The organism is Quadrisphaera sp. GCM10027208 (assembly GCF_042658805.1).
Taxonomy (GTDB): Bacteria; Actinomycetota; Actinomycetes; order Actinomycetales; family SCSIO-59966; genus SCSIO-59966.
In genome coordinates, this window is record NZ_JBHSRC010000003.1 from 83980 (window position 1) to 106495 (window position 22516).

Sequence of the window (22516 nt, forward strand, 5' to 3'; positions counted from 1 at the left end):
CCGGCCGGTCCAGGTCCGGACGTCGCGACTCGCCGGACCAGCGCCGCGCCAGCGTCCAGCAGGGCGGGTCACAGCCGGGGGACGAAGCGCTGCCCGCGCAGGGCCGTCTCGACGAGCTCGACGCCGCGGCGGGCGGCCAGCAGGCGCGCCTGCTCGACGTCCAGCACCTCGAGCACCTCGTCCATCGCCCCGGGCGGCAGGACGTCACCGAGTCGCTCGCGGGCCGTGGCGCGCGCCCGGCGCTGGGCCTCCAGCCCGGCCTCGACGTGGTGGGCGGCCAGGCGGGCCAGCGCGACGGGGTGCCGAGCCAGCACCGGGTGGCCCCGGTAGTCCGCCGGGCACAGGTCGAGCAGCCAGCCGACGGCGCGGGACCGCCACTCGTCGGCGTCCGGCGGGGGGACGTCCCGGGGCCAGCCGGGAGGGGCGTGCGAGGTCACGAGGACCATCGTGCGGCACGACCCCGACAGCTGGCCCCGGAAGAACCCGCACGGCCCGTCGCCGGCCGGTCAGCCGGCGATGAGCGACCGCAGCACGTACTGCAGGATGCCGCCGTTGCGGTAGTACTCCGCCTCGCCGGGGGTGTCGATCCGCACCCGTGCCTCGAACTCCACCGTCTCGCCGGACTCCTTGGTCGCCGTCACCGTGACGGTCCGCGGGGTGCGGCCCTCGTTCAGGGCGGTGATCCCGCGGACGTCGAAGGTCTCGGTACCGTCCAGCCCCAGCGACGCGGCTGACTCGCCGTCGGGGAACTGCAGCGGCAGCACGCCCATACCGATGAGGTTGGAGCGGTGGATCCGCTCGTAGCTCTCGGCGATGACGACACGGACGCCGAGCAGCCGGGTGCCCTTGGCCGCCCAGTCCCGGCTCGACCCGGACCCGTACTCCTTGCCGGCCAGGACGACGAGCGGCACACCGGCCTCGGCGTAGTGCTGGGCGGCGTCGTAGATGGTCTCCTGCTGCCCGCCGGCGGTGAAGTCCCGGGTGAAGCCGCCCTCGACGCCGTCGAGAAGCAGGTTGCGCAGCCGGATGTTGGCGAAGGTGCCGCGGATCATCACCTCGTGGTTGCCGCGCCGCGAGCCGTAGGAGTTGAAGTCCTTGCGCTCGACCCCGTGCTCGGCGAGGTACCGGCCCGCCGGACTGTCCGGCTTGATCGCCCCTGCTGGGCTGATGTGGTCGGTGGTGACGGAGTCGCCGAGCAGGGCGAGCACCCGCGCCCCGGTGACGTCCTCCACGGGCTCGGGCTGCACGCCCATCCCCTCGAAGTACGGCGGCTTGCGGACGTAGGTGGACTCGGGGTCCCAGGCGAAGGTCTCGCCCTCGGGGGTGGGCAGCGAGCGCCACCGCTCGTCACCGGCGAACACGTCGGCGTAGTCCTTGGTGAACATGTCCTGGCTGATCGCCTCGTCGATGACCGCCTGGACTTCCGCCGGCGAGGGCCAGATGTCGCGCAGGAAGACCTCGGCGCCCTCGGAGTCGACGCCGATCGGCTCGTTCTCGACGTCCCAGTCCATCGTCCCGGACAGGGCGTACGCGATGCACAGCGGCGGCGAGGCCAGATAGTTCATCTTGACGTCGGGGTTGATCCGGCCCTCGAAGTTCCGGTTGCCGGACAGCACCGAGACCACCGCCAGGTCGTTCTCCTGCACCGCCTTTGACACGGCGTCCGGCAGTGGTCCGGAGTTGCCGATGCACGTCGTGCAGCCGTACCCGACGAGGTGGAAGCCGAGCTTCTCGAGGTACGGCACGAGGCCGGCCTTCTCGTAGTAGTCCATGACGACCTTGGAGCCCGGGGCCAACGACGTCTTCACCCACGGGCGGGACGACAGGCCGCGTTCGACCGCCTTCTTCGCCAGCAGCCCGGCGGCGACCATCACCGACGGGTTCGACGTGTTCGTGCACGAGGTGATCGACGCGATCACGACGTGGCCGTGGTCGATCTCCGTCTGCGTGCCGTCGGGCATCGTCACCGGCACCCGCTTGCTCACCCGCTCCAGCTGCGGGGAGTCCACCGGGGCCGGCCGGGTGAAGGTCTCCCCGGACTTCGCGGCCTCGTGCACCGCCGGCGGGTCGCTCGCGGGGAAGGACTCCACCGACCCCTCGTCCGCGGCGCCGTAGACGTTCTCGTCGTGGTCGACGTAGTCGCGCAGGGCCTGGCGGAAGGACGTCTTGGCCTCGCTGAGCGCGACGCGGTCCTGCGGGCGCTTCGGTCCGGCGATGCTCGGCACGACCGTGGACAGGTCGAGCTCGAGGTACTCGGAGTAGCGCGGTTCGACCGACGGGTCGTGCCAGAGCCCCTGCTCCTTGGCGTAGGCCTCGACCAGGGCGACCTGCTCGTCGTCCCGGCCGGTGAGCCGCAGGTACTCCAGGGTGACGTCGTCGATGGGGAAGATGGCGCACGTCGAGCCGAACTCGGGGCTCATGTTGCCGATGGTGGCTCGGTTGGCCAGCGGGACCGCTGCGACGCCCTCGCCGTAGAACTCGACGAACTTGCCCACGACGCCGTGCCGGCGCAGCATCTCGGTGATGGTCAGCACGACGTCCGTGGCCGTCGCGCCGGTCGGGATCTCCCCGGTGAGACGGAAGCCGACGACCCGCGGGATGAGCATGCTGACCGGCTGCCCGAGCATCGCGGCCTCGGCCTCGATGCCGCCGACACCCCAGCCCAGGACGCCGAGCCCGTTGATCATCGTCGTGTGCGAGTCGGTGCCGACGCAGGTGTCCGGGTAGGCCACCGTGGTGCCGTCGCGGTCCCGCCGCATGACGACGCGGGCGAGGTGCTCGAGGTTGACCTGGTGGACGATGCCGGTGCCGGGCGGGACGACCTTGAAGTCGTCGAACGCGGTCTGCCCCCAGCGCAGGAACTGGTAGCGCTCGCCGTTGCGCTGGTACTCGTACTCGACGTTGCGCTCGAAGGCGTCCGGGCTGCCGAACACGTCGACGATCACCGAGTGGTCGATGACGAGCTCGGCCGGGGCGAGCGGGTTGACCCGACGGGGGTCTCCGCCGAGCTCGGCCACGGCCTCGCGCATCGTGGCGAGGTCCACCACGCACGGGACGCCGGTGAAGTCCTGCATGATCACCCGCCCGGGGGTGAACTGGATCTCGGTGTCCGGCTCGGCCTCGGGGTCCCAGCCGGCGAGCGCGCGCACGTGCTCCGCGGTGGTGTTCGCGCCGTCCTCCGTGCGCAGCAGGTTCTCCAGCAGAATCTTGAGGCTGAACGGGAGCCGGTCAGCGCCCTCGACGGCGTCCAGCCGGTAGATCTCGTACCTGGAGCCGCCGACCTCGAGGGTCCCCCTGGCTCCGAAGCTGTCCTTGCTCGCAGCGGTGCTCACGCTGGCTCCTTCCGTCGGCCGCGGTCCTCGTACCGGTCCTCGTACCCATCCTGGACCACCGGGACCGGACTCTCGATCCGGCAGTTATCTTGACATCAAGATAATCCAACCACGTCCCGCCCTCACTGTCACGCCCCCCCCCGCCGTCCGCGGCGTCCTCTGGAGGCCTTCCGGGGTCTCGGAGCGCTTCGAGACCCCGGAAAGCCTCCAGAGATCGGGGGGTCAGGTGGCCGGGACGAGGTGGGCGACGCACTCGACGTGGTGGGTGTGGGGGAACAGGTCCAGCGCCCGCAGGCCGGCCAGCCGGTAGCCGGCACTGCCGAAGTACGCCAGGTCCCGCGCCAGGGCGGCCGGGTCGCAGGCGACGTAGGCCACGGCGCGGGGCCGCAGGGCGGCGACGGCCTCGACGACCTGCCGGCGGGCACCGGTGCGGGGCGGGTCGAGGACGACGACGTCGGCCCGGCCGGCGCCGCCGAGCCGGGCGTCGACCCGACCCTGCCGGACGACGACCTGGGGCAGGTCGTGCAGGTTCCGCCGGGCGTCGGCGACCGCCCGGGCGTCGCCCTCGACGGCCAGCACCGCGCCGTCCGGGCCGACGGCGCCGGCGAGGGCGGCAGCGAACAGCCCCGCGCCGGCGTACAGGTCGAGCGCGTGCTCACCCGGACGGGGCCGCAGGGCCTCGTGCACGGCCTCGACGAGGACGGCCGCGGCGCCGGGGTGGACCTGCCAGAAGCCGGAGCCGGTGACCCGGAAGGAGCGCGGACCGGTCGGCAGCCCGACCTGCTCGGTGACCCAGGTGCGCCCGCGCACCCGCTCGGTGGTCCCCGGCGCGGTGGCCACAGCGACCGAGGTGCCCTCGGGCAGGTCGGGCAGCCGCGGCCGGCGGCCAGGACGCGAGGGGGTGAGCACGACGAGTCTGTCGTCGCCCGTGGCGGGCACGACGCCCTCCACCGCGACCGCCCCCGGCCAGCGCCGGTGCGTCAGCCCCAGTGCGCGCACGCCGTCGGTGGCGATGAGGCAGTCGTCGACGACCTGGACGTCGTGCGAGCGGTGCCGGCGGAAGCCCGCCCGTCCGCCGTCGTCCACAGCGAGCTGTACCCGGGTCCGCCAGCCGAGCCCCGTGCCGGCGTCCACGCCAGGGCCGGGGACCGCCTCGACCTCGACGTCCACGTCGATCCCGGCCAACCGGCGCAGCTGCTCGGCGACGACGTCGGCCTTGAGCCGCCGCTGCGCCGCCGGGGCCGCGTGCTGCCAGTCGCAGCCGCCGCACCGACCGGGTCCGGCGAACGGGCACGGTGGGACGACGCGGTCCGGGGACGGGGTGAGCACCGCGACGGCGTCCGCGCGCCAGAACCTGTCCCGCGAGCCGCCCTCGGTCACCTCGGCGAGCACCCGCTCCCCCGGCAGGGCGTGCCGGACGAAGACCACCCGGCCCTCGTGGCGGGCGACGCAGTGCCCGCCGTGGGCGACCGGGCCGACGACGAGCTCCAGCAGGCCCTCGGAGGTCGTCACGCCCCGTTGCCCGTCGGCGTCCCACCGGGCACGTCCTGCCACTGGTCGACCCCCTGGGACGACCGCAGCTGCCAGGGCACGCTGGCCACCACGACCCCGGGCACGAAGTGCAGCCGTGACTTCAGCCGCAGCGCGCTCTGGTTGTGCAGCAGCTGCTCCCACCAGTGCCCGACGACGTACTCGGGCACGTAGACGACGACGAGGTCGCGGGGGCTGTCCCGCCGCAGCGCCCGCACGTACTCGAGCACGGGCCTAGTCACGTCCCGGTACGGGGAGTCGAGGACCTTGAGCGGTACCGGCAGCTCCAGGCTCTCCCACTCGGCCATCAGGGCCCGGGTCTCGGCAGGCTCGACGTTCACCGTCACGGCCTCGAGCGCGGAGGGCCGGGACGCCCGGGCGTAGGCGAGCGCCCTCAGCGCCGGCTTGTGGATCTTGGAGACGAGCACCAGCGCGTGCACCCGCGACGGCAGCGCCCGCGCGCTGGGCCCCTCCGCCACGGCCAGCTCCCTGGCCACGTGGTCGTAGTGCCGGCGGATCGCCTGCATGAGCAGGGCGAGCACCGCCATCGCGACCAGGGTGATCCACGCCCCGCGCGTGAACTTCGTGAGGAGCACGATGACGAGCACCGTGCCGGTCATCGCCAGGCCCAGGGTGTTGATCGCCCGCGAGCGCAGCATCCGACGCCGTTCGGCCCGGTCCACGGTCGTGCGCAGCAGCCGGGTCCAGTGCCGGACCATGCCGGTCTGGCTCATCGTGAACGAGATGAAGACTCCCACGATGTACAGCTGGATCAACCGGGTCACCTGGGCGTCGAACGCCACGATGAGCAGCACGGCGGCCGCCGACAGCGCGATGATCCCGTTGCTGAAGGCCAGCCGGTCACCCCGGGTGTGCAGCTGCCGTGGCAGCAGCCCGTCACGGGCCAGGACCGATCCCAGCACCGGGAAGCCGTTGAACGCGGTGTTGGCGGCGAGCACGAGGATCAGACCGGTGGCGATGGCCACGACGAAGAACGCGGGCGGGAACGTGTCGAAGACACCCCTGGCGATCTGGCCGATCACCGGGTCCTGCACGAAGTCCTCGCCGACCGGCTGGCCGTCACGCAGCAGCTGCTCGGAAGGGAACTCGACGAAGTGCAGCTCCATGAGGTTGGCCAGCACCACGACCGACATGAGCATCGTCGCCGACGTGGCCCCCAGCAGCGCCAGGGTGGTGGCGGCGTTCTTGCTCTTCGGCTCCCGGAAGGCCGGCACGCCGTTGCTGATCGCCTCCACCCCGGTCAGGGCCGCAGCGCCGCTGGAGAACGCCCGCAGCACCAGGAGCGCCCCGGCCAGCCCGACGAGACCCTGCTCGAAGCCCGGCTGTGGCACGAGGTCGAGGTCGGCGCTCTCGGCGAGCGGGAGGTCCCCGCGAAACCACCGGACGAAGCCCCAGGCGGAGGTGCCGAGGATGGCCGCCATGAACAAGTAGGTCGGGACGGCGAACGCCCGCCCGGACTCCTTGACCCCTCGCAGGTTGATCGTCATCAGGACGACGACGAGCAGGGAGGCCACGGCCGCCTCGTGGCCCCGCAGCTGGGGGAAGGCGGCGGCGGCGTACTGGGCGCCCGAGGAGATCGACACCGCGACGGTCAGGACGTAGTCGACGAGCAGCGCGCTGCCGACGGTGAGGCCGGCGCTCGGCCCCAGGTTCGTGGTGACGACCTCGTAGTCCCCGCCGCCGGAGGGGTAGGCGCGGACGTTCTGCCGGTACGAGGCGACGACGACCAGCAGCACCAGTACGACCGCGAGGGCGACCCATGGCGACAGCACGTAGGCGGTGACCCCGGCCAGCGCCAGGGTGAGCATGATCTCGTCGGGAGCGTAGGCCACGGACGACAGGGCGTCCGAGGCGAACACCGGCAGCGCGAGCCGCTTGGGCAGCAGGGTCTCTCCGAGCCGCTCGCTGCGGAGGGGGCGGCCGACGACCAGCCGCTTGGCGGCGTCCACGAGGCTCGGCACGGCGGCCCATGCTAGGCCCGTCCGGCCCCTGTCCCGCAGCCCGTCCGAGGCGTGGGTCCCGCGGCCCGTCCGAGGCGTGGGCTTGCGCGTGTAGCGTTGCCCTGTGCACTTCGTGATCATGGGTTGCGGCCGAGTGGGCGCGACCTTGGCCCACAGCCTCGAGGAGCACGGGCACACGGTGGCCGTGATCGACCAGAACGCCGAGGCCTTCCGGCGCCTCGGTCCGCACTTCGGTGGTGACACGGTCACCGGTGTCGGGTTCGACCGGGACACCCTGCGCGAGGCCCGGATCGAGGAGGCGTACGCCTTCGCCGCGGTGAGCAGCGGCGACAACTCCAACATCCTCGCCGCCCGGGTCGCCCGGGAGACCTTCGGCGTCGCCAACGTCGTGGCCAGGATCTACGACCCCCGGCGCGCCCAGGTGTACGAGCGGCTCGGCATCCCGACCGTCGCGACGGTCCGCTGGGCGGCCGACCAGATGCTGCGCCGTCTGCTGCCGCGCGGCGCGGCCGGGGAGTACCGGGACGCCAGCGGCACCGTCCTGCTGGCCCAGTTCAGCACGCACCGGGGGTGGGTGGGGCGGACCGTGGGCGACCTGGAAGAGGAGGTGGGCTGCCGGGTGGCGTACCTGACCCGGCTGGGCGAAGGCGTCCTGCCCCGACCGACGACGGTCCTCCAGGAGGGCGACGTGCTGCACGCCACCGTCCGGGTCGACGAGGTGGCCAGGGTCGAGCGCGCGCTCGGCGCCGCGCCGGAGGGAGCACGATGAGGGTCGTCGTCGCCGGCGCCGGCAGCGTCGGCCGCTCCATCGCCAGCGAGCTGCTGCACAACGGGCACCAGGTGCTGCTCATCGACAAGGAGCCACGCGCGGTCCGGACGTCGTCGGTCCCGGAGGCCGAGTGGCTGCAGGCGGACGCCTGCGAGCTCGCCTCACTGAGCGAGGCCGGTCTGGAGCGCACCGACGTCGTGGTGGCGGCGACCGGCGACGACAAGGCGAACCTCGTGCTGTCTTTGCTGGCCAAGACCGAGTTCGGCGTCCCGCGCACGGTGGCCCGGGTCAACAACCCGAAGAACGAGTGGATGTTCGACGAGGCGTGGGGCGTCGACGTCGCGGTGTCCACGCCTCGGCTGATGACCGCGCTGGTCGAGGAGGCCGTGGCGATCGGCGACCTCGTCCGGATCTTCACCTTCCAGCAGGGCAAGGCGACGATGGTCGAGCTGACCCTGCCGGAGGACTCGCCGCTGGCCGGCACCCCGGTCGGAGAGGTCGCCTGGCCTCCGGAGACGGTGCTCGTGGCGATCATCCGGGAGGAGAGCCCGATCGCCCCCACCCCGGACGACGTCCTCGAGGGCCTCGACGAGCTGCTGCTCATCACCGTGCCGGAGAGCGAGGAGGAGCTGCAACAGCTGCTGCGCGCCACCACATGACCCGAGGCCCGAGGGGACGGGCGACCGGGGCGCGGCGTGGACCGCTCAGGCCACCGGCGGCGGGGTGTGCGGCTGGGCCGGCGGCACTCGCCGCAGCACCAACCAGGTGAGGTACGCGGTCAGCGCGAACAGCGGGACCCCCATCACCAGCCGGGCCGCGCCCAGGGCGCCGACCGCGTCGGCCAGGTACAGCGGCACCTGGACGACGAGCCGGACGACGAACATCGCGACCCACAGCCAGGTCACCTGACGGTAGGCCCGCAGCCGAGCGGGGTCCCGGCGCCAGGCGAGCCCCTCCCCCACGAGCGGACCGACGAGCACCCCGATCACCGGGAACGGCCCCCATGCCGGCACCGGGCCCAGTCGCGGGTACCGCAGGGTCGAGGCCGCGTACAGCGCGGCGTAGCCCGCGTTGAGCAGGAACCCCGGCAGGTAGTACGAGACCGCCTCCCCGGTGCGCGCGGCCGCCCAGGCGGAGATCGCGACACCGACGGCGCCGGCGAAGGCCTGGCTGACGTTGCTGCCGGTGACGACCCGCGCGCCGACGAGCAGACCTGCCGCCCCGAGCGCGGCCACCAGTGCGCCGTCAAGGTCTCGCGTGACGGTAAACCACGAGACGAACAGCAGGCCGGGCAGCAGGGCCTCGACGACCCCGCGTGGACCGCCTACCGCCTCGGCGAGGGAGAACTCCTCGCCGGCCGCCTGGGCCAGACCGGCCCGCCCCTCGCTCACGAGCCGTCCACCGGGAGCAGCTCGTAGGCCGGGTTGTACATCACGGACCGGCCGTGGGAGCAGCTGACGAGCCCGGTCACCACGATCCGTCGGCCCGGCTCGATGCCGGCGATCTCCCGCCGGCCGAGCCAGATCACGGTGAGGGTGCCTGAGCCGTCGAACAGCTCAGCCTCCAGAGCCGGGACGCCGCCACGAGGACGCAGGGTCACGGTCCGCAGCACACCGCACACCCTCGTGCGTACCCGGTCGTACAGGTCCGAGCAGGGGGTCCCGCCGAAGGCTGCCGCCAGCGCGGACTCCTCGCTGGCGGCGAGCTCGTCCCGGTCGGCGGTGAGGCGGGACAGCGCGGACCGCAGCCGACCGCGGGGCGGTGGGGTGCTCACGACTCCGCCGCCGTCGCGCCGTCGCTGGTCGTGGAGACCTGGGCGTCGCCGCCGCCCTGGTCGGGCAGCCGCAGCGGCAGCAGGTCGCGCGGCGCCATCGCCTCGGCCCCTCGGACGACGACGGTGCCGCGGACGACCTCCTCCAGCGGCCGGGCGGCCTGCTCGTCGGCCGCCGCCGGTCCGCTGAACACGGCTCGCAGGAACCAGCGGGGGCCGTCGACCCCGACGAACCGAGCGGGACGGTGGGCCGTGCGGCCGTCGCTGGTGCGGGCGGGCAGGCGGGCCAGCAGCTCACGGCCGAAGCTGCCGGGGATCTCGTCCGCGCTACCACCCGACTTCGTCACCTGGGTGGCGATCTCCGCGCGGATCTCGTCCCAGATGCCGTCCCGTCGCGGTGCGGCGAAGGCCTGCAGCTGGACGGTGGACCCGGCCAGTCCAACGGTCGCGGCGACGACCCGGCGGGTCTTCTCCTCCAGCTCGAGGCGCAGCTCCATCCCCGGACGTGGCGGCACCCGCAGCGCGCCCAGGTCGACCCGGGTCACGCCGGCAGGGGCGTCGGCCTCGTCGAACGGGCCGGTCGTGGCCGCGGGACCCGTGGACTGAGCCGCGCTCGGCGCAGCGGCCGGGTCGGCCGCCGCCTCCTCGGTGACGGCACCGGGCTCGCCGGCGCTCTCGTCCTCGCGCGTCGATCGTCCCTTGCCGAACAGCCTCACCCGCCGTCCCCTCCTGTCGTCGTGTCCGTCCCAGTGGTCCCGGTCGCCGTCGTGCCCGTCGCCGTGGCCGGCGACGCCTCGGCGCTCAGCCCGCCGGTCGAACCGTGCCCCCCGGCTCCCCGGGCGGAGCCGGGCAACCGGTCCACCGGCACGAACCGCACGTCGGCGACGCGCTGCACGACCAGCTGGGCGACCCGGTCGCCGCGCCGCAGGACGACCGTCCGCTCACCGTCAGTGTTGACCAGGGTGACCAGGATCTCCCCACGGTACCCCGCGTCGACGGTGCCGGGGCCGTTGAGCACGGTGACCCCGTGGCGCGCCGCCAGCCCCGAGCGCGGGTGCACGAACGCGGCGTACCCGGCCGGCAGCGCGAGCGCGACGCCGGTCGGCACGGTCACCCGCCGGCCCGGTGCCAGCTCGACGTCGACGCGGGTACGCAGGTCCACCCCGGCGTCCCCCGGGTGCGCCCGGGCCGGGACGGGCAGGTCGGGGTCCAGGCGGTGCAGCAGCACCTCGACGTCCGCAGCGGTCACGGTGGCCGACCCTACCCGCGCCCCGGTCTGCGGCGGCGTGCCAGGCTGGTGCGGTGCCGACCCCGCCGCCCTCGACCACGCAGTTCGACGAGCGTCTCTGGCCCAGCCCGGCGACCTGGCTCCTCGCACCCGGTCTGGGGCTCGGCGCCGGCATCGCCGCCGTGCCGTTCGGGACGGCGGCCGCCGTCGGCCTCGGGGTGCTGGCCGCGGTGGTCGTGGCCGCCCTGCTCGCCGCGACCGCGCCGCGGGTGCGGGTCACCGACGACGTCCTGGAGGCCGGCCCGGCCCGGGTGCCCCTGGCGCTGCTCGGGACACCTCAGGCCTTCACCGGGGAGGAGGCCCGCCAGGAGCGTGGCCCGCGGCTGGACGCCCGGGCCTACCTGCTGCTGCGCGGCTGGGTGGACGCCGTGGTCCGGGTGCCGCTGGAGGACCCGGAGGACCCGACCCCGTACTGGTTGGTGTCGACCCGCCGGCCCGAGGAGCTGGTCGACGCGCTCATGCGCACTCGGCGCAGATGAGCTGACCGTCCTTCTCCGCGGCCAGCTGGCTGCGGTGGTGGACGAGGAAGCAGCGCGAGCAGGTGAACTCGTCAGCCTGGCGCGGCAGCACCCGGACCGACAGCTCCTCGTTCGACAGGTCGGCACCGGGCAGCTCGAAGCCCTCGGCGGCCTCGGCCTCGTCCTCGTCGACCTTGCCGGAGTTCTTGTCGGTACGACGCGCCTTGAGCTCCTCGAGGGAGTCCTCGTTGAGCTCGTCGTCGGTCTTGCGCGGTGCGTCGTAGTCGGTTGCCATCGGTGGGTCACGCTCCGGATCTGCGGCATCGGGTGGGGCGATGTGCCTAACGTCGCGGGCGGCGGCTTTGTGCCCGCGGCGCGCGGGATTGTGCCCTACCTCGTCGACCGACGCGCAGGCGGGCGTCCCGGGACCTCCCAGCACCGGTCGACCGCCCCGTGACGCATCCCACAGGGGGCCCGCCGGGGCAGAGCGTCGGCGCAGGTCACCGCGGGTCAGGAGGGCGGCGAGGCACTCGCCGGCAACCCGTCGTCCACCGTCGCGTTCCGATCCGGTCGCCGGGGCCGTCTATCGTCGTGGGCGGCACGACATCGGCACGAGGACGCACAGCAGCACGAACAGGTGAGGACGTCGAGGAGGTGTCATGAGCGAGTTCGCGAGCGAGGTGAGCGAGCGGGTGCAGGAGACCCGCCAGTCGCTGGCCGAGGCGCAGGCCACCGGCGACGACTACCTCGTCGGGGTGCATGCCGGCGCACTGGAGTCGCTCGCGCGGCTCGCCGCCGAGCACGACCTGGAGGTCCCCGGCCTGGACGAGGACGTCGCCCGGCTCACCGCAGCGGACGAGGACGACGTCGTCGAGCTCCCGGGCACCGGCGCCACCCACCCGGACGTCAGCGTGTGACCCTGCCGGCTCCCAGCCGTTCGAGCTCGGCCACCAGGGCTCGCGCCAGCGGCGGCGAACCGGCCACCACCATCGCCTCCCCGGCGGGACGACCGTCGGTGCCGGTGACGAGTGCTCCCGCCTCGGCGGCGACCAGTCCACCGGCGGCGAGGTCCCACGGGCGCAGGCCCTGCTCGTAGTAGGCGTCGAGCCGGCCGCAGGCCACCGAGCACAGGTCGAGCGACGCCGCCCCGGCGCGCCGCACGTCCCGGATCCGCGGCAGCAGGTCCGCGACCACCCGGGCCTGTTCCCGACGGCGCTCGACGGTGTAGCCGAACCCGGTCCCCACCAGGGCCCGGTCGAGTCGCACGCCCTGGGTGACGCGCACCGGAGCGCCGTCCAGGGCGGCGCCCTGCCCGAGGGCAGCGGTCCACGTCTCCCCCGTCACCGGGTTGTGCACGCACGCGGCCAGCTGCCGCCAGCGTGCCGGGTCGGGGTCACCGGTCACGGCAGCGACGCTCACCGCGTAGGCCGGGATGCCGTAGAGGTAGTTGACCGTGCCGTCGATCGGGTCGACCACCCAGGTGACCCCGCTGCTGCCGGCCCGCAGACCGCTCTCCTCGCCGAGCAGCCCGTCGTCCGGTCGTTCACCGAGCAGAACCTCGGTGAGCCTGGCCTCGGCGGCGGTGTCCATCTCCGTGACGACGTCGGTCGGGCTGGACTTCGTCGCCGCCACCGTCACCGACGCCGGCCGCTGGCGGACGAGGTCACCGGCCGCCCGGGCGGCCCGCTCGGCGAGCCCCGCCAGCGCACGGACCTCGACGGCGTCGCTGGTCACGGGACCACAACCCCGACCGGCTCCGGTGGCACCCAGTCGGCGCCGCACGCGGCGGGAGTGCCGGGGGCGCGCAGGTTGCGGCAGCAACCGACCGGGCACACGTCGTGGGAGGGCGGCAGGCTGCCGACGGTGGGCCGCTCCACGACGCCGCCCGCCTCGACGGCGACCCGCTCCAGGACGAGGTCGACCAGGCCGGCGACGAACTCAGCGGCGGTGCCGGCGGTGGCGGCCCGTTCAACCGGCAGGCCGAGCTCGCCGGCGGTCGCGGCCGCCTCCGTGTCGAGGTCGTAGACCACTTCCATGTGGTCGCTGACGAACCCGATCGGTGCCAGCACGACACCGTCGACGCCCGCGGCTGCGAGCTCGCGGAGGTGGTCGTTGACGTCCGGCTCGAGCCACGGCTGCGTCGGCGGCCCGGAGCGTGAGCAGTAGACGAGCGTCCACGGCAGGTCCCGGCCGACCCGGGCCGAGACCTCGGCGGCGACCGTCGCGGCGACGTCCTCGTGCTGGGCGACGTAGGCCCCGCCGGCAGGTCCTGCGGTGTCTGCCATGGCCTCGGGGACGGAGTGGGTGACGAGCACCAGCCGCAGGTCGTCGGCGTCCACCCGCTCGGTGAGGCGTCGGACGGCGGCCTCGACCCGGTCCACGTTGGCGGCGACGAACCCCGGGTGGTTGAAGTAGTGCCGCAGCTTGTCCACCCGCATCGTGCGGCCCTCACCGGCGAGCGCGGTGAGGGCCCGGGCGACGTCCTCCCGGTACTGCCGGCAGCCGGAGTAGGACGCGTACGCGCTGGTGGCGATCATGAGCACCCGGCGGGCGCCGTCCTGGTGGGCCTGGCGCAGCGCGTCGACCAGGTAGGGGGTCCAGTTCCGGTTGCCCCAGTACACCGGCAGGTCGACCCCGCGACGGTCGAGCTCCGCGCGCAGCGCCGCGAGCAGCGCCCGGTTCTGGTCGTTGATCGGGCTGCGTCCCCCGAACGCGACGTAGTGCTCGCCCACCTCGGCGAGCCGCTCCCGTGGGATGCCGCGGCCGCGGGTGACGTTCTCCAGGAAGGGCAGGACGTCCTCGGGCCGCTCCGGGCCGCCGAAGGACATCAGCAGCAGGGCGTCGTACGGACCGTCGTTCACGGTGCCCATCGTCCCAGCACGCCCGTCGCGCGGCCTCTCCGGGTCGCCGACGACAGCGGCACTCCTCCGGCGCGCCACCTTCTCCCGGCCGCCCGCGAGGTGGCAGAGTCAGCGGGCGAGAGAGTCCCTCGGGCGGAGGTAGTCCCCATGCACGACCTGAGGCTCGTCGGTGTCCACGACGACGGCGAGCACCTGCTGCTGACCGGCGCCGACGGTGAGCGGTTCCGGCTGCGCATCGACGAGCCGCTGCGCGCCGCGGTCCGCCGGGACCGAGCCCGTCTGGGCCAGTTGCAGATCGAGATGGGCGGCGCGCTGCGGCCGCGGGACATCCAGGCCCGGATCCGCGCCGGGGAGAGCGCCGAGGACGTCGCAGCCACCTCAGGGCTACCCCTGGAGCACGTCCGCCGCTACGAGGGGCCGGTGCTGGCCGAGCGCGAGCACGTCGCGGACCGCGCCCGCCGCGTACCGGCCCGGCAGGTGGCGCACCGCCCGCCGTTCGGGGACCTCGTCACCGAGCGGCTCACCGGCCGGGGCGTCGACGCCGCCGCCGCCGTGTGGGACGCCTGGCGCGCGCAAGGCTCCACGTGGACGGTCCAGGTCGCCTTCCGCGCCGGCACCAAGGACCGCATCGCCCAGTGGGCCTACGACGTCGCGGCAAGCCACCTGGAGCCACTGGACGACGAGGCACGCTGGCTCAGCGCGCCCGCCGCGGGCGACCCCGGGCCCCGGCCCGGCGGTCGCCGGCTGGCCGCGGTCGAGCACGTCTACGACGTCGAGGCCGACGGCGGGGTGCGCCCCGCGGGCCGGTCGCGCCGGAGCTCACCCGCGCCGGCGGTCCCCGCCGCGCACTCCCGTGCCAGCGGCCCCGAGGAGGCCCAGACCGCGTCCGAGAGCGATGAGCGGGCCCGCACGCTGGACCTGCTCGACGCCCTGCGGGAGCGGCGGGGTCGGCGTCAGCCGGTGCTGCCGCTCGACGACGACGATGACGCCGCTGACGACGCTGACGACGCCGAGGACGTCGACGGCGGCGGGCTGCCTCCGGCCGCGCACCCCCCGGCGTCCCGGCCGGAGGAGCTCGCGGACGCCGAGCTGCTGGCCCTGCCGCAGGCCTCTCCTGGCGACGAGGGCCGGGACCTGCACCTCGAGGCGGGCACCGAGGACGACGCACGCACCGCCACCGCCGTCAGCTCAGACGCCGGCTCCGACTCCGTCGCCGAGGCTGAGCAGCCGACGGCCAGCGCCCCCGCGGGCCCGGCGGGGCGGCCACGCCGCGGCCGGCGTCCCGCTGTGCCCAGCTGGGACGAGATCGTCTTCGGCGCCAAACGGGACTGAGCCGGGACGCTCAGGCGAACGGCAGCACGTCCGGGGACACCGTGGCGGCCCGTGCCGTGGCGGCGCTCATCCGGCGCATGTGGTGACGGCGGCACAGGGTCTCGTAGGACACCACCCCGCTGCGGTCCCCCACGTCCCCGACGACGACCTGCTCACCCTCGACCACCATGACGCCGTCCACGGTGCGGGCGTTGTGGGTGGCTCGGGCACCGCACCAGCACAGCGCCTCCACCTGCAGCACCTTCACCCGGTCGGCGAGCTCGATCAGGCGGCGTGAGCCGGGGAACAGCTGGCTGCGGAAGTCCGTCGTGATGCCGAACGCGAAGACGTCGACGCCCATGTCGTCGACGAGGCGGGCCAGCTGCTCGACCTGGGCGGGGGTGTAGAACTGCGCCTCGTCGCAGACGAGGTAGTCCACCCGGCGCCCGTGGGTCCGGGCGTCGACGACGGTGGCCCAGAAGTCGGTGCCGTCGGTGACCTCGACGGCCTGCCGGGCCAGCCCGAGGCGGCTGGACAGGACGTTCTGCCCGGCCCGGTCGTCGCGGGTGAAGACGATCCCGTCCCGGCCGCGGACGGCGTGGTTGTGGTCGAGCTGCAGGGCCAGCGTCGACTTGCCGCAGTCCATCGTCCCGGAGAAGAACACGAGCTCGGCCACGGGCGTCCATCCTGCCCGAGGGCTCAGCCGAGACGGCGGCCGGGGACGACGAGCAGCGGCACCCGGGTCTCCGCGGGGGTACGGCCGCCGTGCATGCCGACGAGCTTGGCCAGCTCGGGTCGCTGACAGCGCGAGTCGTGCACGGACACCGGTGCGACGGCCGCCGCGACGACGTCGCCGATCCGGGGCAGCACGTGGTCGGCGACCGGACCGAACCAGCCGTCCTCGACGGCCTGCTCCCGGCTCACCACCTCCACGGTGCTGCCCAGCCGTGACCGCCAGGTGGCCAGGACGTCGTCGGCCGCGCCGTCCCGGGTGTACAGCATCGGCGCCCGCGGCTCGCCGCCGGTGAGCAGGACGCCGTCTGCCAGCTCGGCGTCCTGGGCGAGGTCGGTGCGGGCACCGGCGGGCACGTCGACCATCCCGTGGTCGGCAGTGACCAGGACGAGAGTGTCGGCGGGTGCCCGGGCGGCAAGCCTGCGGACCGCGAGGTCCACGGCGGCGAGCTCCTCCCCCCACTCCCAGGACGTGCAGCCTCGCACGTGCCCGACCTTGTCGACGTCACCCCAGTACAGGTAGACCAGCGAGGGCGCAGGTCCGCGCAGAGCCGCCAAGGCGGCCTCCACCCGCTCGTCGAGGGACTCCGCGGCGGCGAACCGGCCACCGCGCAGGGTCGCCTCCGTGAGCCCGGAGCCGTCGAAGAACGCCGGACCGATCCGGGTGACGGCGGCACCCCGCGCGACGAGGTGCTCGAGAACGGTCTCCTGGGGCTGCCAGGTCCGCGGGTCCGGGCCGTCCTCCCAGGACAGCTCGTTGAGCAGCCGGTCGGTGCCGGGCAGACGCACCTGGTAGCCGACCATGCCGTGGGTGCCGCTGGACAGGCCGGTGCCGAACGAGCCCATCGACGTGGCGGTGGTCGAGGGGTAGCCGCACGCCAGCACGTGCCCGTCGGCCAGCAGCCCGCCGAGGAAGGGGGCGTGACCCGCCCGCTCCGCCAGCAGACGCTCCCCGAGCCCGTCCACGAGGACGACGACCACTCGGGCCGCGTCCGGCAGCCGCAGCGGGGTCGCACGCTGGGGCAGTCCCAGGGCCGCCGCCGCGGCGGGCAGCACGTCGGCGAGGGTCCCGGAGACGGGGGGCAGCGCGTCCCGGCTCACGCGGGGCGGGTCATCGAGGACAGCACCCGGGCGAACTCCAGCGCCCCCGCCACGGCGTCCGTGCCCTCGGCGCCGGCGCTCACCCGGACCGAGATGTCGTCTCCGGCCATCGTCCCGGTGTAGCCGTGGTCGGCCTCGCACTGCGGGTCTGAGCAGCCCGCAGGCTCCAGGTCGATGTGCTGCACCGACCCCCAGCCGAGGGTCAGCGTCAGCTCACGGGCGGCGTCCCCGGGGCGGTGCCGGGCCGGGTCGGCGACGACGTGCGAGAGGACCACGGAGGTCACCCGGTCCAGCGGGACGGCCTCGGTGGACGCCGAGGCGTAGACCGTCGGGGAGGACTCGTCCGGGCCGTGGTCGTCGGCGTGGGCGGCGATGAGCCGGGTGGGGGTGACGACCAGGACGGTGACGTGCCGGCGGACCTCGGTGCTGTCGAAGGTGGTCTCCGGGTGCACGAGGTGGGCGACGACCTCCTCACCGGCGACGGCGGTCGCCACGACGTCCTCGACGAACGCCGGGTAGTAGCCGGCGCGCTCGATCTCCGTGCGCAGCCGCTGGGGCAGGGGAACGGTCGACGCGGCGGCGGGTGGGCGACGGTCACGCATGGCTGTCATCCTCCCACCTCACCCGGACAGCACCCGCCGTCCGGCGTCGGCACGGCCGGCGGGCGTCGCCAGCCGGGCGGTCGCGCCGGCCACGGCCAGGCCGCGCCGGCACACCATGACGGGGTTCAGCTCGAGGTCGGCGACCTCGGGCAGGTCGTCGGCCAGGCAGGACACCCGGGCGACGACGTCGCGCAGGGCCTCGAGGTCGACGGCCGGCGAGCCGCGGTAGCCGGTCAGCCGCGGAGCGGCCCGCACGGAACGGACCAGGTCGTCGACGTCGACGTCGGTCAGCGGCGGGATCCGGTGGGCGACGTCACCGAGAAGGTCCGAGGCGTCACCGGCCAGGCCGAAGGACACGATCGGTCCGAACAGGGCGTCCTCCATCGTCCGGACGACGCAGGCGACGCCCGGGCCGGCCATCCGCTGGACGACGAGCAGCGTCTCCTCGCCGGCGATCTCCCGCATCTCCTCGACGTGGCCGCGCAGCTCGTAGGGGTTGTCGATGCCGAGGCGGACCCCGCCGAGCTCGGCGCGGTGCCGCAGCCGCTCGTCGGTGGTCTTCAGCGCGACCGGCCAGCCGAGCCGGTCTGCCGCCGCGACGGCCTCGGCGCCGGTGCGCACGTACTCGGTCGGCCACAGCCGCACGCCGTAGTACCCGAGCAGGGCCTCGACGTCGGCCGGCGCGAGCCGGACGCCGGCCGGGTGCTCGACCCCGGCGAGCCGCTTCTCCACCAGGTCCCGGGCCGCGGCCCGGTCGATCCCGGGCGGGTCGACCCTGGTGCCGATCGGCCGGCGCCGCCACTGCGCGTGCCGGACGGCGGCGACCAGGGCACGCACCGCGTCCTCCGGGGTGGGGTAGGCGGGCACCGCGCGCTCCACCGCCGGCTCGTAGCCGGGGCTGTTCATCCCGACGACGGCGTCGGTGACACCGCGCATCCCCAGCAGGCAGGCCACCGTCGGCCGCTGGGAGGCAGCGGCGACCTGCTGCAGGACGCGGACGATCTCGACGTCCACGGTGCCCAGCGGTGGGATGAAGCAGACGACGACGGCGTCGAGCCGGTCGTCGGCATACACCTGCTCGAGCGCCCCGCGGAACTCCTCGACGCCGGCCTCGGGGTGCACGAGCACCGGCGGTGCCCCGATCTCGAGCCCCCAGCTGGTGGCGGCGTCCGCGACCAGCGCGGCCAGCGCGTCGGAGTTCCCGACGACGCCGATCCGGTCGCCGGAGGGCAGCGGCTGGTGGACGAGCATCTGGGCGACGTCGAACAGCTGGTGCAGGTTCTCCACCCGGATGACGCCTGCCTGGCGAAGCATCGCGTCGAGGGCCTCCCTCGGTGCCCGGCTGGTGCGCACGGCGTGGCCGGGCGGCACCCCGTACCCGCTGATCCCGGACTTCAGCACGACGACCGGCTTGCTGCGCGACAGCCGCCGGGCGATCCGGGAGAACTTTCGCGGGTTGCCGATGCTCTCCAGGTAGAGGCCGACCACGGCCGTGGCCGGGTCCTCCTCCCAGTACTGCATGCAGTCGTTGCCCGACACGTCGGCGCGGTTGCCGGCCGACACGAAGCTCGACACCCCGAGCCCCCGGCGGGCGGCCGAGGACAGCACCGCGACGCTCAGAGCACCGGACTGGCTGAACAGGCCGAGCCGGCCGGCGGGCGGCCACATCGGCGCCAGGGACGCGTTGAGCCGGACCCGTGGGTCGGTGTTGAGGACGCCGAAGGAGTTCGGTCCCACCACGCGCATCCCGTTGGCGCGCGCCACCCGGACCACCTCGCGCTGGCGCGCCAGCCCCTCGGCACCGACCTCGGCGAAACCGCTGGAGATCACGACGACGCCCTTGACCCCGATGCCGGCGCACTGTCGCACCACCTCGACGACGGACTCGGCGGGGACGACGACGACGGCCAGGTCGACCGGACCGGGGACCTCCCGGACGTGGGCGTAGGACTGGACGCCGTGGAGCTCGAACGCCTCGGGGTTGACCGCCAGGACCGGCCCGGTGAACCCGCTGTCGACGAGGTGCTGAAGGACCCGGGCGCCGATCGAGTCCGGCTCCCGGCTGGCCCCGACGACGACGACGCTGCGCGGGCTGAGCAGCGCGGCGAGGCTGTTCGCCTCGGCCCGGTGCTCGCGCGCCTCCATCACCGCGAGCGAGCGGTCGGTCGGGTCGATGTCGAAGGCCAGGGAGATCACGCCCTCCTCGAAGTGGTGGGTGACCTCGTAACCCGCCTCCTGGAAGACCGTGACCATCTTGCGGTTCTGGGGCAGCACCTCGGCGACGAACCGGTGGATCCCGTTCTCCCGTGCGGCCACTGCGAGGTGCTCGAGCAGCACCGACCCCAGTCCACGGCCCTGGTGGGCGTCGGCGACGTTGAACGCGACCTCGGCCTGCCGCTCGTCGAGCCGCTCGTACCGGCCGACGCCGATGATGTCGTCGCCGACGAGGGCGATCAGCGCGACCCGGTCGCGGTGGTCGACGTGGGTGAACTTGCGCAGGTCCTTCTCGGACAGCTGCGGCATGGGGGCGAAGAACCGCAGGTAGGTCGACTCCGGCGACTGGGCCATGTGGAACCGCTGGAGCGCCTCGGCGTCCTGCGGGGTGATCGGGCGCAGGTGTGCCGTCCCGCCGTCGCGCAGGACGATGTCGGCCTCCCAGTGCGCCGGGTACGTTCCGCTCGGCTCCGCCGCCATGGCGTCAGAGTAGGGGGAGCGCGTCGTGGAGCGCCCGCGGTACCACTGTGAGGCCGCCGGGATGGAGCAGACTGCCGGCATGGAGCTCGCCGAGGTCATCCACCGTCGCCGGATGGTCCGCGCCTACGACCCGGACCGTCCGGTGCCGCCGGAGGTCGTCGACCGCCTGCTGCAGGCCGCGGTGCGGGCGCCGAGCGCCGGCTTCACCCAGGGCTGGGACTTCCTCGTGCTGGCCGACCCGGCGGACCGGGAACGGTACTGGCGGGCCACCACCGACCCGGACGCCGAGCCGGACTCCTGGCTGCGGGGGATGCGGACCGCTCCGCTGCTCGTGGTGTGCCTGAGCCACCGGGACGCCTACCTCGACCGGTACGCCGAGCCGGACAAGGGGTGGACGGACCGGGACGAGGCGCGCTGGCCGGTGCCCTACTGGGACGTGGACACCGGGATGGCGGCGCTGCTCATGCTGCTCACGGCCACCGACGCCGGCCTGGGCAGCTGCTTCTTCGGGGTCGGCGGGCCCCGGCAGATCGAGCAGTTCCGGGAGGCGTTCGGCGTGCCGGAGTCACGGCGCCCGGTCGGCGTGGTGAGCGTGGGCTACCCCGCGCCGGACCGCCGCTCCCCCAGCCTGCGCCGCGGCCGCCGCCCCGTTCACGAGGTCACCCACGTCGGCCGCTTCGGTACCCCCACCTCCCCGTGATCATGCAATCCCGCCACCCCCACCTCCCCGTGATCATGCAATCCCGCCACCCTCGCGGACGTCAGTCGCTCACGACCCCGCAGCGCCGGACGGCCAGCAGCGCGTAGGCCCGGGCGGCCGTCACCAGGTCCGCCTCCTCGACGTGCTCGTCGACCGTGTGGGCGCTGGCGATGTCGCCGGGCCCGTACTGCAGGGTGGGGATGCCGGCGCCGGCGTAGAGCCGCAGGTCCGACCCGTACGGGGCGCCGACCCGCTCGGGCGCGCGGACGCCAAGACCGACGAGGCAGTCCGCGACATCGTCCGCCAGCGGGTCACCGGCCGGCAGCTCGCCGGGGGCGAACTGCCCGCCCGACCACGTGACCCGGGCCGGGTGCTCAGCCAGCCAGTCGTCGTCCGCGCAGGCCGCGGCGACGGCCGCCTCGAGCTCCTGGCGAGCCTGCTCGACGGCCTCCCCGGGCAGGACGCCGAAGCGGCCCTCGGCGACCAGCCGGTCCGGCACCGTGCTGGGCCAGTCCCCGGCCCGCACAGTGCCGACCGAGATCGGGGCGGCGAGGTCGAGGTGCCCGAAGCCCGCAGGAAGGACGGCGTTGCGTCGGGCCTCCAGGTCGCGCAGGGCCTCGAGCACCGGCAGGAACGCCTCGAGGGCGGACACCCCGAGGGTGCGGGTGGCGCCGTGGGCCGCGTGACCGGCCACCTCGACCCGGAAGGTCAGTGCGCCGGCGTTGGCGACCAGCAGGTCCCCCGCGGTCGGCTCGGCGATGACGCAGGCCCGGCCGCGGTGGCCCCGGGCCAGGGTGGCGAACGTACCGAGGCCGCCGTCCTCCTCCCCCACCACGGTGTGGACGGCGAGGGGCCGCCGCAGCCGGACGCCGGCACGGCGCAGCGCAGCGACGGCTCCCAGAACGGCTACGACGCCACCCTTCATGTCGCAGGCGCCACGTCCGTGCAGCCGGCCGTCCGCCTCCCGCAGGGTCCACGGGTCCCCGCCCACCCACAGGTCGCCGTCACCGGGCGGGACGACGTCGAGGTGGCCGGCCAGAACCAGTGCCGGCTCCTCGTCCCGGCCCGCCGGAACCGTGCCGACGCAGCCCCAGGCCTCGTCCCGGCGCACCTCCTCGCCCGGGTACCCGTCGGCCGCACGCAGGGCGGGCAGGTCCAGCCGCCAGTGGTCGACGTCCGCGCCGAGCTCGGCGAGCCGCGCCGCCGCCCACGCCTGCACGTCGCACTCCGCACGGCTGCCGCCGGTACTGGGAACGGCCACGACGGTCCGCAGGTCCGCCACGAGGCCGTCGGCGTCCACGGCGTCGACCGCGGCCGTCTCGACAGGGGTAAGAGCCCGGTTGCGCACGGCGGCAGTGTGCCCTTCTGGGCGGATCCCTGGAGAT

22 protein-coding genes are annotated in these 22516 nt (G+C 74.4%); 6 read left to right on the plus strand and 16 right to left on the minus strand.

The features are described from left to right. Positions 1 to 68: 68 nt before the first annotated feature. The 4 genes from ACFP6A_RS05830 to ACFP6A_RS05845 form a co-directional block, all read right to left on the minus strand. On the minus strand, positions 69 to 437 hold the full coding sequence (locus tag ACFP6A_RS05830) for a hypothetical protein (protein ID WP_379602315.1): 369 nt from the start codon (positions 435 to 437) through the stop codon (positions 69 to 71). A 69-nt stretch (positions 438 to 506) separates the two neighbouring features. Further along, positions 507 to 3332 carry an aconitate hydratase gene (locus ACFP6A_RS05835; RefSeq protein WP_379602316.1) on the minus strand — a complete coding sequence of 942 codons (2826 nt, stop codon included), beginning with the start codon at positions 3330 to 3332 and terminating at the stop codon, positions 507 to 509. 222 nt (positions 3333 to 3554) lie between these two features. Further along, positions 3555 to 4844 carry a class I SAM-dependent RNA methyltransferase gene (locus ACFP6A_RS05840; RefSeq protein WP_379602317.1) on the minus strand — a complete coding sequence of 430 codons (1290 nt, stop codon included), beginning with the start codon at positions 4842 to 4844 and terminating at the stop codon, positions 3555 to 3557. After that, positions 4841 to 6844: an APC family permease gene (locus tag ACFP6A_RS05845; protein WP_379602319.1), complete on the minus strand. Its 2004-nt coding sequence runs from the start codon at positions 6842 to 6844 to the stop codon at positions 4841 to 4843. Before ACFP6A_RS05845 ends, ACFP6A_RS05840 begins: the two co-directional genes overlap by 4 nt. A 103-nt stretch (positions 6845 to 6947) precedes the next feature. Between ACFP6A_RS05845 and ACFP6A_RS05850 the strand changes: the two genes are divergently transcribed. Further along, complete coding sequence (locus ACFP6A_RS05850; RefSeq protein WP_379602320.1) at positions 6948 to 7613, plus strand: potassium channel family protein; 666 nt, start codon at positions 6948 to 6950, stop codon at positions 7611 to 7613. Beyond that, positions 7610 to 8272, plus strand: coding sequence for a potassium channel family protein (locus ACFP6A_RS05855; protein WP_379602321.1), 663 nt, complete (start codon positions 7610 to 7612; stop codon positions 8270 to 8272). Before ACFP6A_RS05850 ends, ACFP6A_RS05855 begins: the two co-directional genes overlap by 4 nt. 45 nt (positions 8273 to 8317) lie before the next feature. On the opposite strand, the gene ACFP6A_RS05860 is transcribed toward ACFP6A_RS05855, so the two are convergent. From ACFP6A_RS05860 to dut, 4 genes are read right to left on the minus strand one after another with little or no spacing between them, the layout of a single operon-like run. Next, positions 8318 to 9004 (minus strand): DUF3159 domain-containing protein, encoded by a 687-nt coding sequence (locus ACFP6A_RS05860; RefSeq protein ID WP_379602322.1) that lies wholly within the window; start codon positions 9002 to 9004, stop codon positions 8318 to 8320. After that, complete coding sequence (locus tag ACFP6A_RS05865; protein ID WP_379602324.1) at positions 9001 to 9387, minus strand: OB-fold nucleic acid binding domain-containing protein; 387 nt, start codon at positions 9385 to 9387, stop codon at positions 9001 to 9003. Before ACFP6A_RS05865 ends, ACFP6A_RS05860 begins: the two co-directional genes overlap by 4 nt. Next, positions 9384 to 10100 carry a DUF3710 domain-containing protein gene (locus tag ACFP6A_RS05870; RefSeq protein ID WP_379602326.1) on the minus strand — a complete coding sequence of 239 codons (717 nt, stop codon included), beginning with the start codon at positions 10098 to 10100 and terminating at the stop codon, positions 9384 to 9386. Before ACFP6A_RS05870 ends, ACFP6A_RS05865 begins: the two co-directional genes overlap by 4 nt. After that, positions 10097 to 10633, minus strand: coding sequence for a dUTP diphosphatase (dut, locus tag ACFP6A_RS05875; RefSeq protein ID WP_379602327.1), 537 nt, complete (start codon positions 10631 to 10633; stop codon positions 10097 to 10099). The genes ACFP6A_RS05870 and dut overlap by 4 nt, the downstream gene beginning before the upstream one ends. A gap of 53 nt (positions 10634 to 10686) precedes the next feature. Between dut and ACFP6A_RS05880 the strand changes: the two genes are divergently transcribed. Beyond that, positions 10687 to 11151 carry a DUF3093 domain-containing protein gene (locus tag ACFP6A_RS05880; protein WP_379602329.1) on the plus strand — a complete coding sequence of 155 codons (465 nt, stop codon included), beginning with the start codon at positions 10687 to 10689 and terminating at the stop codon, positions 11149 to 11151. Here the strand turns inward: ACFP6A_RS05880 and ACFP6A_RS05885 are convergent. Next, positions 11129 to 11425, minus strand: a complete 297-nt coding sequence (locus ACFP6A_RS05885) for a DUF4193 domain-containing protein (protein WP_379602331.1) — start codon at positions 11423 to 11425, stop codon at positions 11129 to 11131. The genes ACFP6A_RS05880 and ACFP6A_RS05885 overlap by 23 nt on opposite strands. A 364-nt stretch (positions 11426 to 11789) precedes the next feature. On the opposite strand from ACFP6A_RS05885, the gene ACFP6A_RS05890 reads away from it, so the two are divergent. After that, entirely contained in the window at positions 11790 to 12047 is a 258-nt protein-coding gene (locus ACFP6A_RS05890) for a hypothetical protein (protein WP_379602333.1), read from the plus strand. On the opposite strand, the gene ACFP6A_RS05895 is transcribed toward ACFP6A_RS05890, so the two are convergent. Both ACFP6A_RS05895 and ACFP6A_RS05900 read right to left on the minus strand, forming a co-directional pair. Then, the gene (locus tag ACFP6A_RS05895; RefSeq protein WP_379602335.1) at positions 12037 to 12864 is read right to left on the minus strand and encodes an inositol monophosphatase family protein; all 828 of its coding nucleotides are present in this window, start codon (positions 12862 to 12864) and stop codon (positions 12037 to 12039) included. The genes ACFP6A_RS05890 and ACFP6A_RS05895 overlap by 11 nt on opposite strands. Beyond that, on the minus strand, positions 12861 to 14000 hold the full coding sequence (locus tag ACFP6A_RS05900) for a ferrochelatase (RefSeq protein ID WP_379602337.1): 1140 nt from the start codon (positions 13998 to 14000) through the stop codon (positions 12861 to 12863). The genes ACFP6A_RS05895 and ACFP6A_RS05900 overlap by 4 nt, the downstream gene beginning before the upstream one ends. Before the next feature lie 138 nt (positions 14001 to 14138). Here ACFP6A_RS05900 and sepH point away from each other — a divergent pair, with 138 nt between their 5' ends. Continuing rightward, on the plus strand, positions 14139 to 15323 hold the full coding sequence (gene sepH, locus ACFP6A_RS05905) for a septation protein SepH (RefSeq protein WP_379602339.1): 1185 nt from the start codon (positions 14139 to 14141) through the stop codon (positions 15321 to 15323). 10 nt (positions 15324 to 15333) lie between these two features. On the opposite strand, the gene ACFP6A_RS05910 is transcribed toward sepH, so the two are convergent. The 4 genes from ACFP6A_RS05910 to ACFP6A_RS05925 are packed head-to-tail and all read right to left on the minus strand — an operon-like array spanning position 15334 to position 20431. Then, positions 15334 to 15978 carry a thymidine kinase gene (locus tag ACFP6A_RS05910; protein WP_379602341.1) on the minus strand — a complete coding sequence of 215 codons (645 nt, stop codon included), beginning with the start codon at positions 15976 to 15978 and terminating at the stop codon, positions 15334 to 15336. Between the two features lie 23 nt (positions 15979 to 16001). After that, complete coding sequence (locus ACFP6A_RS05915) at positions 16002 to 17135, minus strand: alkaline phosphatase family protein (RefSeq protein WP_379602342.1); 1134 nt, start codon at positions 17133 to 17135, stop codon at positions 16002 to 16004. Beyond that, the gene (locus ACFP6A_RS05920) at positions 17132 to 17737 is read right to left on the minus strand and encodes a DUF5998 family protein (protein ID WP_379602344.1); all 606 of its coding nucleotides are present in this window, start codon (positions 17735 to 17737) and stop codon (positions 17132 to 17134) included. Before ACFP6A_RS05920 ends, ACFP6A_RS05915 begins: the two co-directional genes overlap by 4 nt. 18 nt (positions 17738 to 17755) lie before the next feature. Beyond that, complete coding sequence (locus ACFP6A_RS05925) at positions 17756 to 20431, minus strand: GNAT family N-acetyltransferase (protein WP_379602346.1); 2676 nt, start codon at positions 20429 to 20431, stop codon at positions 17756 to 17758. A 79-nt stretch (positions 20432 to 20510) separates the two neighbouring features. Between ACFP6A_RS05925 and ACFP6A_RS05930 the strand changes: the two genes are divergently transcribed. Beyond that, positions 20511 to 21131 carry a nitroreductase family protein gene (locus ACFP6A_RS05930; protein ID WP_379602878.1) on the plus strand — a complete coding sequence of 207 codons (621 nt, stop codon included), beginning with the start codon at positions 20511 to 20513 and terminating at the stop codon, positions 21129 to 21131. Positions 21132 to 21192: 61 nt separating this feature from the next. Here the strand turns inward: ACFP6A_RS05930 and ACFP6A_RS05935 are convergent, their stop codons facing one another. Beyond that, positions 21193 to 22479, minus strand: a complete 1287-nt coding sequence (locus ACFP6A_RS05935) for an ArgE/DapE family deacylase (protein WP_379602347.1) — start codon at positions 22477 to 22479, stop codon at positions 21193 to 21195. Positions 22480 to 22516 lie beyond the last annotated feature (37 nt).